The organism is Panacagrimonas perspica (assembly GCF_004364935.1).
Classification (GTDB): Bacteria; Pseudomonadota; Gammaproteobacteria; order Nevskiales; family Nevskiaceae; genus Panacagrimonas; species Panacagrimonas perspica.
The window spans coordinates 556,318-572,542 of sequence record NZ_SOBT01000008.1; the positions used below are offsets into that span (position 1 = coordinate 556,318).

Here is a 16,225-nt window from a genome sequence, read left to right on the forward strand (position 1 = left end):
GATCCTGGACGTCGTCCGGGCGGCCGGCCAGCTAGGTTCGCGACGCCGCGCCACGTAAGCTTGCGGTCTGTCCTTTTCTGCTTTGAAGATCCATGTTTGAGTCCCTGACACAACGCCTGACCCGCACGCTCGATTCGATCCGCGGGCAGGGACGTCTCACCGAAGACCAGATCAATACCGCTGCGCGCGAATTGCGCATGGCGCTGCTGGAAGCCGACGTCGCGCTTCCGGTCATCAAGAGCTTCATCGACAAGCTCAAGGCCCGTGCCCTGGGCGCCGAGATCACGCAATCGCTGACGCCGGGACAAGCCTTCCTGCGCGTCGTGCAGCACGAGCTGACCGAGGCTCTGGGCGGGACCAGCGAGCCGCTGAACCTTCGCGCTCAGCCGCCGGTGGTCATCCTGATGGCCGGTCTGCAGGGTTCGGGCAAGACCACGACGACCGCCAAGCTCGCGCGCCGCTTGAAGGAGGACGACAAGAAGAGCGTCGTCGTCGTCTCCTGCGACGTCTATCGACCGGCGGCCATCGAACAGCTTCGCATCGTCGCCACCGGCGTCGGGGTGGACGTGTTTCCGTCCGCGGTCGGACAGGATCCCATCCAGATCGCGAAGGACGCGCTGGCGTATGCCAGGAAGCAGTTCGCCGACGTCCTGATCGTCGATACCGCCGGCCGCACGACGGTCGACCAGGAAATGATGGCGGAGATCGCCGCCCTGCACGCGGCGGTGCAGCCGACCGAGACCCTGTTCGTCGTCGATAGCATGACCGGCCAGGACGCGGCGAACACGGCCAAGGCGTTTGCCGATGTGCTGCCGCTGACCGGCGTCGTGCTGACCAAGGTCGACGGCGATTCCCGCGGGGGCGCTGCGCTGTCCGTACGTACCGTCACCGGCCGGCCGATCAAGTTCCTCGGGGTCGGCGAGAAGACCGACAAGCTCGAGGTCTTCCACCCGGATCGCATCGCCAACCGCATCATCGGTCAGGGCGACGTCCTGACCTTGATCGAAGAGACCACCAAGAAGGTCGACGCCGAACAGGCGCAGAAGCTCGCCAAGAAGCTGACGTCGAAGAAGGGTTTCGACCTCGCTGATTTTCGCGAGCAGATGCAGCAGATGCAGAGCATGGGCAGCCTCGAATCGATTCTCGAGAAGTTGCCGGGCGGGGCGCAGATGCAGGCCCAGCTCAAGAACGTGAACGCGGAGAAGGAAATCCGCCGCACGGTGGCGATCATCAATTCGATGACGCCGCAGGAGCGAAAATTCCCCGACCTGATCAAGGCGTCACGCAAGCGCCGCATCGCGACCGGCAGCGGTGTCGAGGTTCAGGAAGTCAACAAGATGCTGCGCCAGTTCGAGACTTCGCGCGATCTGATGAAGAAGATGGCGGGCGGCGGCATGGCGAAGATGCTGCGCCGTCTCGGCGGAAAGCTGCCGCCGGGAATGATGCCGCCGCGCTAACGCGTAGCCCGGACGAAGTCCGGGATTACTCTCGACTTGAAGAAAAGCCCCGGACTTCGTCCGGGCTACTCGGCCCGTAACCCGGGTGAAACCCGGGACCCGAGCGCTCAGTAATCGCGCATCGGCCCTTCGTAGTCGTTGCCGCTGAGCCCGAACGGAACCTCGCGGCCGACGATGGCCTCGATGGTCATCAGTTCGAGATCCGTGTGGTTCAGGAACGGTGCCGGCACGATGCGCTTGCCGGCGTCCGGTTCGGCCAGCACATAGCGCGGCGCGTCGTGGTGCGTGGCAACGATGTTTTCCGTCTGCGTGGGATCCTGTTCCGACGTGATGTCGGTGTTGCCGTAGCAGGTGCAGAGATACGTCTTCTCGGGGTCGGCTTCGGCGTACACGCCGGTGCCGCGAATGCCGATGGTGGCGATTGCCGTGCGCATCTGCGCGTGCTCGCCCTGGTTGCGCTTGCCGAACACGGTGAGGAGTTTTCCGCTGAGCAGGCGCATGCCGCGCACCAGCGCGGCCTTTCCTTCGAGCTCCAGCGACGTGCGCTCGCGCATGATGAACGCGGTGCCGCCGATGGCCGCGATCAGCAAGGCACCCTGCGCCGTCTCGATCTTGTCGGTCGGACCGATGCGGGTATTGCGCGTCGCCAGGCTGCCGTTCACGCGCACTGCCCCGCGCAATTCGAAGATCGACTGGCCTTCCGGCAGCTTTCGCGGAACGCGACCGAAAAGCTGTGCGAGCGCGGGCAGATTCCAACCCATGCCGCCGGCGAACAGACCGAGCGACATCGCCTTGACGAGCAACGCGCGGCGGGCTTCGTCGAATTCTTCGGTTGAAATACGCTTGGACATGATGTGGAGATGTCGAGCCGTGGCTCTTTCGGAATTTGTCGCGAGCATACACGGCGTCTCGACATGCGCCGACGGCGCACACAGGAAACTGTGCGTGAGTTCGCTTTACAAGGATTCGTCGCGAAGACAAGAATTGCGGACGGCTGGCGAAACGGTTCGGTGCAGATCCCGAAATGCCGCGTGGCCGCAATGAAGTGGATCGACCCCGAGGGCGCTGTCGTTCGCGAGCCTCCATCGAATTGGGAGACGCAGCGCGTGAAAGTTCCGGGACGCAGGATCCTGCTGGTGATCGGCCTTGCCAGTCTGATGTGCGAGTCGGCGCTGGCTGCGCCAGCGCGTGTGCGCATCAATGGCAGCGCCGGCATTGGTTACGACAGCAACGTCGGCGCAGCGCAGGCCAACGACGACAAGTTCGACAGCGCGTTCTACTCGGCGTCGGTGGCGGCGGACTACGTCGTGCCGGTCGGCCAGCAGGTGTCGGTGACGTTGCGCGGGCAGTTGCAGGGCGACGCCTACGATCGCTTCGACGATCTTTCCAACGCTCGCCTGCTGGGCCTGGTCCGCGCCGCGTGGAAGCCCAACCCCGGCTTCTTCACGCCGACGTTCTCCGGATGGACGTCGATTGCGCGGCTGGAATACGGCAGCGAAATCCGCACCGGCAGCGAGTTTCGCGGCGGCGCGTTCGTATCACAGCAGCTCACCACCGCGATCTCGATGAGGCTCGAGGGCAAGGGCTTTCATCGCAAGGCGGACGGCCGCGTGTTCGACATGTCCGGCCAGTCGCTTGCGACGAGTCTGAACTGGTCGATGGCGCCCGCGGTGTCGACGCTGCTGGCCTTCGAATACCAGACGGGCGATGCGTTCTCGATGTCATCGGAAAATCCGCGGATCGCCGCCATCGCGGACGCCATCGAACCCGACGATGCTTTCGATGACCGGGTCGCGTACCGGCTGGACGCGCGTACGCGCATCGTGACCGCCGGCGCGAACTGGCGCTTCGCGCCGGACTGGGCGCTTGATGCGCAGTTGCAGTCGATCAGCGTCGATGGAGATGGTGGCAATCAGTACGATCGCCTGATCGCCGTCGTCGGCCTGCTGGCGAGATTCTGAAGTACACCGCGTAGCCCGGGTGAAACCCGGGGCTTCTCCCGTCCGACCGAGCAGGATCCCGGGTTTCACCCGGGCTACGGTTGCGGCGGACTCAGAGGCTACGGCGGACTCAGAACTTGATCTCGTACTGGACGTAGCCAGAGCGACCCAGAGGGTTGGCGAAGTAGGACGTCGCCTCTCCCAGGAACTGGTTCTGGACGTTGGGAGTACCGGCGTCGGCGGTGAATGTCGGATCCAGCGGAAAGTCCTCGTCGAAGAGGTTGTCGAGACCGACCCTCAGCAATCCATACGTGCCGAAATCGACACGACCCTGCACATCGACGGTGGTGTACGGGTCGACGAACTCATCCGATCGTGCCGGCTCGGTCAGCGAGTTCGAGCCCGGATACTTGCCCACGCGATCGATGCGAACCGTCACGCCGTAGTTCAGGATGTTCCAATCGGTGCTGAAGCTGTAACGGTCCTCCGGAAGCAGCACCGTCTGGCCGAACCCGATCTGTTCGACGTAATCGTCGCCGGGCTGCGACTGCACCTTCAGCGAGCGCACGTGCGACCACGAGAACTGGTGCGTGAACGTGCCGTAGTGATCGACGTGCATCACGTAGGTCGCGCCCACGTCGACGCCCTCGATCTCCTGGCTCGACAGATTCAGCGCATTGGCACGGATCACGGCGCCGGGATCGCCACCGGTCTGCGGGCTGCCCAGAAAGCCGGCGTTGGGGCCTGAGGCGGCGCGCTGGATCTGATCGCAGAACGCACCGCTCGAAGCGCACACATCCAGCAACTGTTGCGCAGTCAGGTCGGCCACCAGGTCATCGACCTTGATCTCGTAGTAGTCGACATTCAGCGTCAGGTTGCGGACGGGCTCCACGACCACGCCGATGTTGAAGTTCTCGCCGGTCTCCTCCTTCAGATTCTGATTGGAGCCGATGACCAGCGGAACGCTCTGGATCGGAAGGCAGACGTCGGCGCCGCTGCCGGGCGTGCCGCCTGCGGCCAGGCACAGCGGCGTGTCGACGACGTCGTCGAAGGCATTGGTGTTGGCGCCGAACAGGCGCTGCAGATCCGGGGCGCGAAAGCTCTTGCCCCAGGATGCGCGCAGCAGAACGATTTCCACCGGCCGGTAGGCCGTGCGCACGCTGGGACTGAAGGCCTTGCCGGTGTCCGAGTCGTCGGCATAGCTGTCGACTCGACCGGCGACGCCGAACTCGAGGTTCTGCAGCAGCGGCATCCGGAACTCGAGGCCGACACCGGTGTACTTGCGATCACCGCCACCGCCATTGCCACCGTCGAAGACGTCGCCGGCCGTGGAGATCGCGTCGAACTCGTCCTTGTAGCGCTGCTTCTCGAAGTCGCCGTGCAGCGCGAACTCGACGTCTCCGCCCGGCAGCGGCAGGAACGACAACGGTCCGCTGAACGTCGCGTCGACACCACTGGTGCGCGAGACGGCCTTCTCCGACTGCGTGTGGCTCGCCTTGGCCACGATCGCATCGGGGATGCGTTGGAACAGATCCAGGCCGTTGTTCGACACCTCGTTGTCGAGCACCGAGCTCAGGATCGTCGGGCTCGTCGACTCCAGCCGGACTTCGTTGTGCGTGACGCCGGCCTCCCAGGAGAACGCACCGATCTCGCCCTGCAGGCCGAACAGTCCCTGGTAGGCCTGCGTGGTCTGGTCGGTGCCGCGCGGTCCGAATTCCACGAGGCGCCGCAGGAAGAAGCCGCCGCGTTCGTCGCCGGTGCCGGTGGTGGGATTGTTCACGGCTCCCGGCGCGACGTAACCCGGTCCGAAATCGGGATCGAAGTACTCGGGGCCGTAGATGCGGTTCTGCGTGAACGCCAGCGAGTCGCCGCCCTGGAATGCGTTCGGCTCCTGCTGGAACACGAGCTTGTTCCGATAGGCGCCGAAGCGGGCAAAGCTGTTGATCTCGCCGAACTTGCGATCCAGGCGCAGAAAGATCGAGCCTTTCTCGCTGTCGGGAATGAACTGGCGGTATTCGGAACGATCAAAACGGCACAGGTCGCCGTCGATCACGCCGCGGCCGCCCAGTGCGCCCCCGGGAAGGCCGCAGTTGGGGTCGATGGCCAGCGAGTCGCCGGTCTCGGCGTCGACGAAGGTGTTGCCGAATCCGCTGCCGACGCCGCCGTTGTCGAAGTCCGATTTCGAGAAGCTGCGATCGGTGAACTTGAGCACGTCCTGCTTGGTGTAATCGCCGACGATCTGGATTCGTGTTTCGCCCGAGGTCAGACCTTGCAGGAACTGGATGCGACGACTGGCGCCGCCTCCGTCGTCGCTGTCGCTGTAGCGCGCGATGATCTGGGATCCTTCGATGTCCTTGCGCGTGATGATGTTGACGACGCCACTGATCGCATCCGATCCGTAGATGGCGGAAGCGCCGTCGAGCAGCACTTCCACCCGCTCGACGAGCGATGCCGGGATGATGCTCAGATCGACGAATGCGTCGGTTCCGCCCAGTCCTTGCGGAAAGACCGGCAGGCGGCGGCCATCGAGAAGGATCAGGGTTCGACCAGCGCCGAAGCCGCGCAGATCCACCGACTGCGTTCCCTTCGCAAAGCTGAAAGATTGTCCGGTGCCGAATGAGCCGCCGGCGTTGTACGTCAGGTTGCCGAGCACTTCTTCGACCGTCGTGTAGCCGAGCTTGTCGATTTCCTCGTGCGTGATCGTCGCGACCGGCGTGGGGCCCTCCTTGTTGATCTTGCGCCGGATACGCGAGCCGGTGACGACGATGGTTTCAGCGTCCGCTTCCGCCGCCGGCGCCGGACTCCGCGCCGTCGGTGGGGCGGATGTTCCGGGCGCCTCGTCCTGCGCCACGGATGCTTCTGGCATCGATATCAGCGCGCCGAGAGCAAGGAGGAGGGATGCTGCGATAGAACCGGGCCGGCGTAGCAGTAGCGAGTTCATGATGTTCCCCGAGATGGAAGCAACCTGACCGCACAGAACGATGCGGGCCAGCGCTTGCTCGGTCGCATCGCTACTCTCCTGGCCAGACCGTAGTCCTCGATGTTGCGCTCGTCAATGCCGTGCAATTCATCAGGATTTCTCGTCGTGCGCCGTCAGCAAGGAAATGAGCCCGGAGCGACAACGAGCCTTGCGCAGGCATCGGCGTGCCTGTGCGGCGGTGCGTCCGTTCATGGGTATCAAGCCCATCGACCGGCGCCTGGGCGCGGTCGCACGACGAGCGTCGGCGCGCTCAGCCGCCGCTGAGCATCGTGGTGTAGCCCTCAGCGGAGGGAAGACCCTGGCAGGCCCACACGAGGGCGCCGCGTCCCTGATCGTCAGCGGTGCTCCACCACAAGCTGACAGCCGCTCCAGCGCCTCGCGTGGACTCGTTGGCGAGCGCGGCGAGCAGGGCGGGGACTTCCGAGGAAGCGACGAGCAGCGGGCGGTCGAAGTAATGCGACAGGTTGTCGGCGACGCGCGGGCGCGTGTCGTCGAGTCCTGCTGGCGGCGCAAACGATGCGAGACGATCTTCGAGCGCCTGGACGGATCCTTCGAGATCCAGCATCGCCACGGCCTCATGCTCGAGCGCTCCCAGCCATCGCGTGATCGAACTCATCGCCAGATCGGTCAGGGATTCGCGGGCAACGCCATGCGCCAGCGTGAAAGGGAAATGGCGATTGGCGCGATCGACGCTGGACATCAGCAGTCCGAACCAGGCGTTGTTGCCACAGACGCCCGGCGCCAGGCAGAAATGCCAGATCGGACTGTTCAGATAGCGCGTGAGCCACTCTTCGCCGAGCAGCGAGCGGCCGCCGTAGATGACCGACTGCAGCCAGTCATCCCAGGTGCTGACGAACGAGGGCGGAAGGCGGCGGCCGGCGAAATCGCCCAGGAACGGAAGCTTTCCGTACCATCCCGGCAACGTCTGCGCGCCCGCCGCCCCACTCATCAATTAAGGCCTCGCGGGCAGGAGAAGCTGCGAAGGTCCTGAAGCCCGTAAGGGTTCTGGACGCTGCCGGCAGTGACTTCGAAACGCACATCGCGACCGTCGAACGAGAACGTGATGAACATCTTCTCGGGTTGCGCCGTGCGCTCGACCTTGGCCTTGTCGAACAGGCGGAACAGCGCCCACGGACCTTCCGTCGTGTAGCCGGAGCCCGAAGCGCCCGCCGGCTCGACGGTCAGACGCACGATCGATGCGCCGCCGGGGCCGGGCCACGAAATCCACTTGGGCTGCACCGGGCCATGCGCGTAGTTGACGCTCTGTCCGTCGACGTCGAGAAGGAAGCGCGTGATCCCGGCATCCATGTTCACCGGCTTGAACTCGTAGCGATACGAGGCCTGCGAGCCCATGCGGAAGAACACTTTCTTGATGCCATCGGCGCGTTCGAAGTTGGCGAGCGATCCGGCATACCCCATCGGCACGCCTTCGACCTTCTTCAGGCTCCAGGGCTTCGTCGCCGTGTCCACGTACTGCGACAGGGACTGCTGGAAGTACTGGTCGATCATGCCGCCGCTGGCGAACAGCGCCGCAAAATCATCCGACGTGACGTCCTTGGCGCTGCTGGCGGAAAACGGATAGCGACCGTTGATGGCCTTGGCGCAGAAGTCGCCGAACGATTGCGCAATGCCCTTCGACAGGTTGTTGCGCGTCTCCTGCAATGCCTGGCTGGAACCGACACCCGACAGGTCCTGCAGCATCGACTTGAACGGATCCGGCATGCGCGCTGCCTCGGCCTTCACGCGGGCCGGCGCGTCGCTCGGCGGCGGCGGATTGCCGCTCTGCACCGCCGTCTCCGTGTTGCTCAGCATCACGTAGACGTCGTTGACCAGCTTCAGGGCGCCATCCATCGGCGAGGGCACGCCATCGCCGGGTCCCATCACCCAGTAACGCAGCGAGGCGAAGCGATCGTCGACGATGCTTTCGAGCGTCTTTCCGGCCGTAGGGGAGTCGTCCTTCTTCTTGTCCCCCCCGAATAGCTTGGCGAGCTGATCCTTCTTTTGATTGATCTTGTCGGTCGCCTTGTCGGTGATGTCCTTCTCGGCGTCCTGCTTGGTCGCCAGCGTCGTCTCGCGAACGATCGCCCTCATCAGCAGCGGGATCGGCGAGTCGGGTGCGGACAGGATGCGTGCGGTCTGGATGCTCTCCGACAGGGACGTCGCCTTCTTGAGCTTCACGTCGGCGATGAATTCTTCCCACACACGAACGTAGTCCTGCAGGTACAGGCGCCGCACCTGCTCGGAGACGCCTTCACCGCCCAGCAGATCCTTGGCCTGATCGAGCGCGCTGGGATCCGCGGTGCCCAGCACCCATGACTGTTCGTCGCCAAGCTGCTTGGAGACTTCGCCGACGCGGCTCAAGAACCCGGAGTGATACCCGTTGTACGAATAGAGGCCCGGAACGCCCTTGGTCAGCGGCTGGTTGCTGACGCGCTGGAACACCAGCGAGGCGCTGGGACCGCCCTTGGTGGCGACGCTGAACTCGGGATAGTCGGCACCGATGCCTTCACGCTTCAGCCGGCTGTATACGCGCTGCGGCAAGCCGAAGCGGGTCAGGGCACTGCGGGCGCTGGCGATCAGCAGCGGATCGGGCGGCAGCGGCGAGGAGTAGTCGTCCTGGGCCAGCAGCGTCTTGAGGTGTTCGCCGAGTGCGGCGCGCTGGTCGGTGGTCACGCTGCGCGGCAGCGACTCATCCCAGTCGAACTCGATTGCCGCCGCCGCGTATTCGGGTTCCAGATGCGTGCGGTCCTGCAGCATCAGGTAGACCTTGAGCACTTCGTAGGTCTGTTCGAGGTCGTTGGCCGGAATGCTGCGCAGGCGATCTTCGATGCGATAGATCAGGCGCGGCAGGAAGGCGTTGCGCAGCAGGCTGCGATAGGCCTGGTCCGCGCCGGCCTGCAGCTTGGTGCCCTGGTAGAGGCCGTACGTCATCGACATCGGGGCGCCGTCGGCCACCGCGTCGGTGCGGGGAAGACCGCGTACGGCGTCGAGGACCGGCAGCAACGCGACCACGTTGGTATCGGCCTTGGCCGGAAGATCGGAAACCTGCTGTTTGACGACGTTGGTGCGCTGGTCGACGTCCTTGATGTAGGAACTGTTGCGTCCGTAGGAGATGGCCCAGGCAGCCAGCAAGCCGACGCCGAGCACGGCGCAGGCAATGTAGGCGCCCCACTTGATGGCGAGTCGCCGCTTTTCCCACTTGATGTTGGTGCCCGCGAGCGCCTGCTCCTCGAAGATGACGTCGTTGAGCAGGCGTGTCAGGAAGTAGCTGCGGCCACTGGAGGTCTGCAGCGCGAGCGGACTGCCGTCGAAGCCGAACGCGCGCGCGATGTTGCCGACGACACGATCGATTGGCCGGCCTTCCTGCGTGCCGCTGGTGAAGTACATGCCGCGCAACAGCGGAGCGGCGCCGAAGCGCGAGGTGACGAACACCTGGCCGAGGAAATCCAGCACGGCCGGCTTGAGCGCCGCGACCTGCTGCGGGAAACCGAAGATCAGCGCGCGCTTCTGCAGATCTTTTTCGTCGCGCAGGCGCTGCGGCTGACGATCGAACAGGCGGCGGAGCAGCCCGGCCCATTCGCCGTCCAGCGAGGGCAGGGGATCGGGCGCGTTGGGTTCCTGCGAGAATGTGAAGCTCGTACCCCAGACCTGGGCGCGCTCTTCCTTGCTCAGATCGGAGAAGAACTCCGTGAAGCCCGCGAGCAGGTCGACCTTGGTCACCAGCACGTAGATCGGGAAGCGGATCTGCAGGCGCTCATACAGCTCGCCGATACGTGCACGCGCGGCCTCGGCGTGTGCGGCGCGCTCGCGCGGCGACTGCGTGAGCATGTCGCTGGCGCTGATCGTCAGCAGGATGCCGTTGATGGGGCGGCGCGGCCGGAATTTCTTGAGCAGGTCGAGGAAGCCGTCCCAGGCGGCCTTGTCCACGTTCTGGTCGGAGTCCTGCGTGGTGTAGCGGCCGGCGGTGTCGATCAGCACCGCTTCGTCGGTGAACCACCAGTCGCAGTTGCGGGTGCCGCCGACGCCCTTGATCGACTGCGAGCCCAGCTTCTCGGCGAGCGGGAACTTGAGGCCCGAATTGATCAGCGCGGTGGTCTTGCCCGAACCCGGCGGACCGATGAAGACGTACCAGGGCAGCTCATACAGATACTGGCTGCTCGAGCGCGCGATCAGGCCGGAGACGCGACCGCCTCGACCTTCCAGCCGCACCTTGCGCAGCGTGGCAACGGCTTCTTCGAAGCGCTGGCCGAGCAACTGGATTTCCTGCTGGGATTCGCTCGGACCGGCCGGGCGGTTGGCAGGGCTCTTGGTGAGACCTTCCATCAGCTTGCGACTGGCCATCTTGGCGCGCGTGAAACGCCACACGCGACGTCCGATCAGCACCAGTGCCACCAGCAGGATCAGCGTCCAGCGGACCCATTCCGGTTCGAATGGGCGTATCGATCCCACCGCGATCAGCGGGCCGACGTACCAGATCACGAGGGCTGCCGCGATCATCCCGATCAGGGTGATCAGCAGCGGGTGAGTGAAGAAGCCGAAGATCTTGCTCATGCGGTAACTGTCATCCGTTGGGATGCGAGGGTGGCGTCGCGGTGACTCGGTTCAGGTCAATTCACCAGAACCTGCACGTCGACGCGCCGGTTCTTTGCGCGATTCGCTGGCGTGTCGTTCGGGGCCACCGGCTCGGAGTCGGCACGACCCTCTGACCGGATGCGACCTGCGGGGACACGGTTCGAAAGATGCTGGGCAACGCTCTCGGCACGGGCTGTCGACAGATGCCAGTTGGACGGGAAGCGCACCGAGCGGATCGGCTGATTGTCCGAGTGACCGATGATCAATACCTTGCCCGGCACCTTCGCGATCGCGTCGCCGATGCGTTCGAGCAGCGGCAGCATCTTGTCCGGGATCGAGTTGCTGGCCGGAGCGAAGAAGCCATCGGAACGGATCGTCACGACGCTGCGATCGGCATAGTCCCCGACGTCGACGAGGCCGGCGGTGATGTCGCTGGCCAGCAGTGTGCGCAGGCGGGGCGGCACCGGCTTGGATGGCACCGGCGGCGCGGCGCGCTGCTCCGCTTGCGGCGCCTGGATGCCGCGAATACCCGCGAATACGGGGTCCGACTTGCGGTTCAGGATGGAGCTGAACGCCACGAATGCGATCGTGAGGATCAGCGCGGTGGCGGCGACGACGACCCAGACCGGGATCGCATCGAGCACCTTGTTGCGCGGAAGCTGCGCGCCCTTCCAGTGCGGGCTGAGTTCGCGTTCGGGTTCGCCACGCTCGCGGCGCAGCATCTCGAACAGGCGCTCGCGCACCTGCAGCAGTTGCGCCTGCCCGTTGTCGAGCACGCGGAACCGGCCCTGGAAACCCAGCGACAGGCAGATTTCGAGCAATTCCAGGAGATCCCGGTTCTGCTTGGGATTCTCGGCCAGCTTGGCCAGCAACTGGAACGTCTTTTCGCCGCCCCAGGCTTCGTTGTGGAACGTCACCAGAAGGCTCTGCGCGCTCCACTGGCCGGAACCGCCCCAGGGCGTGTTGGCGGCTGTCTCGTCGACGAAGGTGCACAGCACGTAGCGCGCCGCGACGACCTGCTCCGACGGAATCTGCGCACGACGAGCCGAGGTCTCGAACGCACGGATGCCATCCACGAGTCGCGCCTTGACCTGCGACGAGTCCGCCTGTGTCGCCACGCGGAGCTGAGGGATCAGATCGAGCAGCGGCGTGGCGGCCGAGACCAGCGGATTCGCCCCGACCGTGTCCGGCAGATGGTCTAGCGAGGGCGCTGGCTGCGGTGCACGTGGCGCGGCGTGCTGCTGGGCCGGACGGGGCGGGGGCGGCGGTGCATCCGCGGGCTTGGACTGCGCGCGGCGCGGCGTCGGGACCATGACGGTGCGGTCGTCGGCGCGCGGAGCAAAGGGATCGTCGGGATCGATGGCCATGAGGGTGCCCTAAACGTGTTCGTCGCTGCAGGTGACACCAATGCTTCTCGCCCGGACAACGGAGGAGAAGGAAACCGCGCGCCTTGCGCGCGGTGGAGTGAAAAGGGCGGCCGTTCGTTTCATCGAACTACGAGCGGATGGCCCAGCATTCCATCTCGAGACCCGGGAACTCGCCGGCAATGTGCATGGCGAGTCCCCCCGATTTTTCGAGCTGCTTCCACATCTCGCCGCCGCGATCCATCTCGAAATAATTGAAGCCGGCGTGGAACGGAATCTGGCGAGGCGCCACCGGCAACGGCTTGAGCGCGATGCCCTGCAACTGGAGATTCACCAGGTCGCGCAGCTTCTCGACCGGACCGAGCTTGGTCTGAGCGGGGAAGCGCGCACGGAGCTGTTCGGCCGGAACCTGCGCGTTGACGGCCAGAATGAAATTGGCCGAACGGATCAGTTCCTGATCTGGAATCACGGCCACGTGAACGCCGAACTTGCGCGCCTGGAGTTCGATCGGGATCGCCGTGGTTTCCAGCACCACGCTCAGGCTGGCGCGCAGTTCCGCCATCAACTGCGGGAAGCAGCGTTCGGGGTGTGGATGCAGGTACTTGGGATACGCGGCCGGGCGGCGACCGTCGCGAAACGTAGCGAGATCGCCGGCCATCGTGACGCAGATCTGGTACAGCGTTTCCGGATGCAGCGGCGAGATGCTGCGAAGGTGCGCCACCAGCGGCTCGTAGCGATTGACGGTCTGCAGAAACAGGAAATCCGCGATCTCCGCCACGCCGCCGCGTCCGGGATGCGCCAGGCGGGACGCCAGGGCCTCACCGCGCTGGTGGAGCATGCCCTCGAGTTCCTGCAGATACGCCGACAGCACCGGGCTGACGCTGATCGACAGATTGGGCTGGATGAACTGGCGGTCGAGCACGACGAGGTTGTCGGCGCGCCGTTCCATGACGCGCGTGATACCGATCGTGACCCACGCGTCCGTCTGGTCGCGTGCGAGCAGCAGGCGCATCTTGAGATCCGCCACCCGCATCGGCGCGCGCCCATCGGCGCCGCTGTTGTGATCGGCAACCTCGGTGTCGGTCGCGCCGTAACGCGCGAACATGGCCTCAGAGCTGTCGCCCGAGTCCACCTCGACCGAGCCGGGGCGACGCACCGGCACCGCCAGCATCAGCAGTTCGTTCTTCGCATTGGCCGGAATCTCGAGCGGAACCGGGCCGGCATCGCGCTCGGGGAAGTCGAACGGCGTTCCGTCCGGCATGACGCCACGTGCCGCCGAGATCGACACCTTCCCGAGCGCCAGCGCGGTTTCGTCGAGAACGAAATGCGAGAAACCCCAGGGATAGGGCGTGATTTCACCCGCGCGATTTTCGAGCGCGCGCTCGAAATAACGGTCCTGCTGCTGGAAGTGCTGCGGCTGAAGGAACATTCCTTCTGACCAGACGACCTTTTTGCTCCAGGACATATACGGATTTCCAGTAGTTCAGCGCAGGCCCGGACGCGAAGGTGCGTCAGCGCAACGCGGTTCAATCCTTTTCAGCTTCATCCTCGACGGTGACGCTCAAGGCCTTCTGCTCGGCCTTGAGCGACAGCACGCCACTGGCGCCTGGGGCGATCTTGGTCGAAGCGCGCCAGGTGGAGCGTTCGACGTCGCGATACGCGCCCATGACGGCGATGAACTGCACGTCGGGTGCGTATTCGCGAGGCTGCGTGATGGTTTCACCCGGCTTGAGAACGAATTCCTCCCGCTTGGCGAGGTCGGCGGCGAGGATCTGCTCGTCCTTTTCGTAGAGCGCGAAGAAGTCGGCCTTCTCGAACTCGGTGAGTGAACGCAGCGCGTAGATGCGCACCACCAGCGGCGAGGCGCGTCCGGTGGCATCCGGATTCAGATCCGCTGCCGCAATGACCGCAAGCTCCAGCTTTGCTGGCTTCGGCGGTTCCGGCGGCTTCTTGCTGAAGCAACCGCTGAGCAGCATGACGCCGAGCACAAGGCTCAGCCACAACGTGATCGATCTCGAATTTCCCTGATATGCCTTCATTTGCCACGTCCCCAATCGCCCGGGTCAAGTCGACCCTTGAAACTTCTTCTGCTACTTGCGTCGTTGCTGTTGACCGCGCTCGAGCGCGGCGATGTGTTCCTCGTACGCGCGCAGGAACTCCCTTCCGAACAGCGCGTGGAAATCCTCCTCGGCTTCCAGCGCGATCTGGCGATACAGCTCGCTGAACATGTCCCAGAGCTTGCCCTTGCGGTTCATCGGGACCAGGGCGTTGATGCCGCCCTTTTCCGGCAGGCGCGATTCGATCTGAGACGGCTCGAAGCGCTTGAGCACCGCGGACAGGGCCGCTCGCAATCCGGCCATGAATCCGAACTCGTGGGCACGAAGATCGGCATACGCGTCGCGCATGGCCTCGTCGGCTTCCATGAAGCCCGGCATCTGCGGGCCGAACAGGTAGCGCAGTGCCAGCCTGGCGTCCGGCGAGAACTTCAAAGGATTGTTGCGCCCGCTGGCGATCATCGTGACGTCCGCACGCATTTCGCGCTTGACGCTGCCGCGCGCATTGAGCAGCGCGATGGTGCCTGCGGTCGACTCGTGCATCAGCGTGCCGATTTTGTACATCAGCTCGGGCGTCAGCTCGTTGATCACCAGGTCCTGTGCGTTGAGACCCGCCATCAGGGCGCCGAGCAGATCGGACGGAGCCGCGGCGGGCCCGGTCGGAACCGGAGGCTGCGTCGCCACAGGCGCCTGCGGTGCGTACCTCGGCGGCGGCGTGGGCTGCGCAGGCATCGGCGGCCGTGCAGCCGGCACCTGCGGAGGCGGAGGTGCAGGGCGCTCGATCTTCGGCGGAGGGGCCACGACCGGTGGTGGGGGCACCGGCTCTTCCGAGGACGGGCCGAAGGCGTCGAGGTCCAGAATCTGCGCTTCCGGCAGCGGCGTAGGCGTGATCGCCTTGGGGGGCGTGAATGCCGAATTGAGCTCCGGCACATGGTCCGACACCGGACCCGCGGCAGCCTTGTTGAAGCCGCCCAGGAACTGGGTCAGGCCGCTGTCGGTACCGCCGGAGTACGACGGTGCCGGCTTGCCCAGCGGGCCGCTGGCGAACGGGTCTCCAGAGGACGATCCGGACGACAGCCCGAACATTGCATCGAGACTGCCTTCGCCGGGCGCCTTGGGGGCGCTGTTGCCGCCCAGCAGCGAGGCGAAACCATCCTCGAAGTCGTCCAGATCGGCCGCGGGTTGCTGGGATTCCGATGGCGGAGGAGCCATCGGATCGAAATCGTCGGGAAATGAGCCGCTACCGAACTTTGCCGCAGGTGGGGGAAGGGGCGGCGCGGCGGTTCGTGGCTGCGGCGGAGGGGGGGGCGGTGTCGGCGCGGCCCCAAAGCCAAGGTCGTCGAACATCGAGTCCGCTGACTGCGAACTGCCGGAGCCGCTCCCAGCGCCGATACCGAGGATGTCGTCGAAGACGTTCGAAGAATCGGCCGCCGGGGGAATGTGCCCCACCGGCTCGCGAACGGGTGGCGCGACGGGTGCGGGTGGCCGCGCCCATTGCTGCGAGGCGGACATCGGCGGTGCCGTCCGTGCCGAAGCGGCGGCGCCGTCTTCCCGCACTTCGAGCTCGAACGGTCCGATCGTCAGCCGGTCGCCATTGCGAATCGCGGAGGTGTTGCCCTTGCCCAGCGGTACCCCGTTGACCCGAAGCGGATTGGTACCCTGGTCGACGACATGGAAACCGCCGTCGCGGAAGCTGAATTCAGCATGCACGCGCGAAACCGCGCGCTTCGGATCGTTGAGCACGAGCGTGCAATCTGGCGAGCGGCCGGCGCTGCCTCCGCGCTCGTCGATCTGGACCGACTGCGGAACCGGTGGCGTCATGCCGCCGACGCTCACGACCTCGACGGTGATCAACGCA

The 16,225-nt window shown here is 65.2% G+C and carries 10 protein-coding genes; 2 read left to right on the top strand and 8 right to left on the bottom strand.

The window, feature by feature from the left end; translation table 11 throughout:
* Window positions 1–92: 92 nt before the first annotated feature.
* The gene (gene ffh, locus DFR24_RS02515; protein WP_133879768.1) at window positions 93–1,457 is read left to right on the top strand and encodes a signal recognition particle protein; all 1,365 of its coding nucleotides are present in this window, start codon (window positions 93–95) and stop codon (window positions 1,455–1,457) included.
* Window positions 1,458–1,564: 107 nt separating this feature from the next.
* On the opposite strand, the gene DFR24_RS02520 is transcribed toward ffh, so the two are convergent.
* Window positions 1,565–2,308, bottom strand: coding sequence for a hypothetical protein (locus DFR24_RS02520; protein ID WP_133879769.1), 744 nt, complete (start codon window positions 2,306–2,308; stop codon window positions 1,565–1,567).
* Window positions 2,309–2,563: 255 nt separating this feature from the next.
* On the opposite strand from DFR24_RS02520, the gene DFR24_RS02525 reads away from it, so the two are divergent.
* On the top strand, window positions 2,564–3,418 hold the full coding sequence (locus DFR24_RS02525; protein WP_133879770.1) for a TonB-dependent receptor: 855 nt from the start codon (window positions 2,564–2,566) through the stop codon (window positions 3,416–3,418).
* Between the two features lie 109 nt (window positions 3,419–3,527).
* Here the strand turns inward: DFR24_RS02525 and DFR24_RS02530 are convergent, their stop codons facing one another.
* The 7 genes from DFR24_RS02530 to tagH all read right to left on the bottom strand — a co-directional run bounded on the left by DFR24_RS02530 (window position 3,528) and on the right by tagH (window position 16,221).
* Window positions 3,528–6,263, bottom strand: a complete 2,736-nt coding sequence (locus DFR24_RS02530; RefSeq protein WP_162850993.1) for a TonB-dependent receptor domain-containing protein — start codon at window positions 6,261–6,263, stop codon at window positions 3,528–3,530.
* 364 nt (window positions 6,264–6,627) lie between these two features.
* Window positions 6,628–7,326 carry a type VI secretion system-associated protein TagF gene (gene tagF, locus DFR24_RS02535; RefSeq protein WP_133879772.1) on the bottom strand — a complete coding sequence of 233 codons (699 nt, stop codon included), beginning with the start codon at window positions 7,324–7,326 and terminating at the stop codon, window positions 6,628–6,630.
* Window positions 7,326–10,928: a type VI secretion system membrane subunit TssM gene (gene tssM / locus DFR24_RS02540; RefSeq protein WP_133879773.1), complete on the bottom strand. Its 3,603-nt coding sequence runs from the start codon at window positions 10,926–10,928 to the stop codon at window positions 7,326–7,328. Before tssM ends, tagF begins: the two co-directional genes overlap by 1 nt.
* Before the next feature lie 56 nt (window positions 10,929–10,984).
* Window positions 10,985–12,316, bottom strand: coding sequence for a DotU family type VI secretion system protein (locus DFR24_RS02545; RefSeq protein ID WP_210772559.1), 1,332 nt, complete (start codon window positions 12,314–12,316; stop codon window positions 10,985–10,987).
* Between the two features lie 127 nt (window positions 12,317–12,443).
* Entirely contained in the window at window positions 12,444–13,778 is a 1,335-nt protein-coding gene (gene tssK / locus DFR24_RS02550; RefSeq protein ID WP_133879774.1) for a type VI secretion system baseplate subunit TssK, read from the bottom strand.
* A gap of 61 nt (window positions 13,779–13,839) precedes the next feature.
* Window positions 13,840–14,352 (bottom strand): type VI secretion system lipoprotein TssJ, encoded by a 513-nt coding sequence (gene tssJ / locus DFR24_RS02555; protein WP_133879775.1) that lies wholly within the window; start codon window positions 14,350–14,352, stop codon window positions 13,840–13,842.
* A gap of 51 nt (window positions 14,353–14,403) precedes the next feature.
* Window positions 14,404–16,221: a type VI secretion system-associated FHA domain protein TagH gene (gene tagH, locus DFR24_RS02560; protein ID WP_162850994.1), complete on the bottom strand. Its 1,818-nt coding sequence runs from the start codon at window positions 16,219–16,221 to the stop codon at window positions 14,404–14,406.
* Window positions 16,222–16,225: the final 4 nt, after the last annotated feature.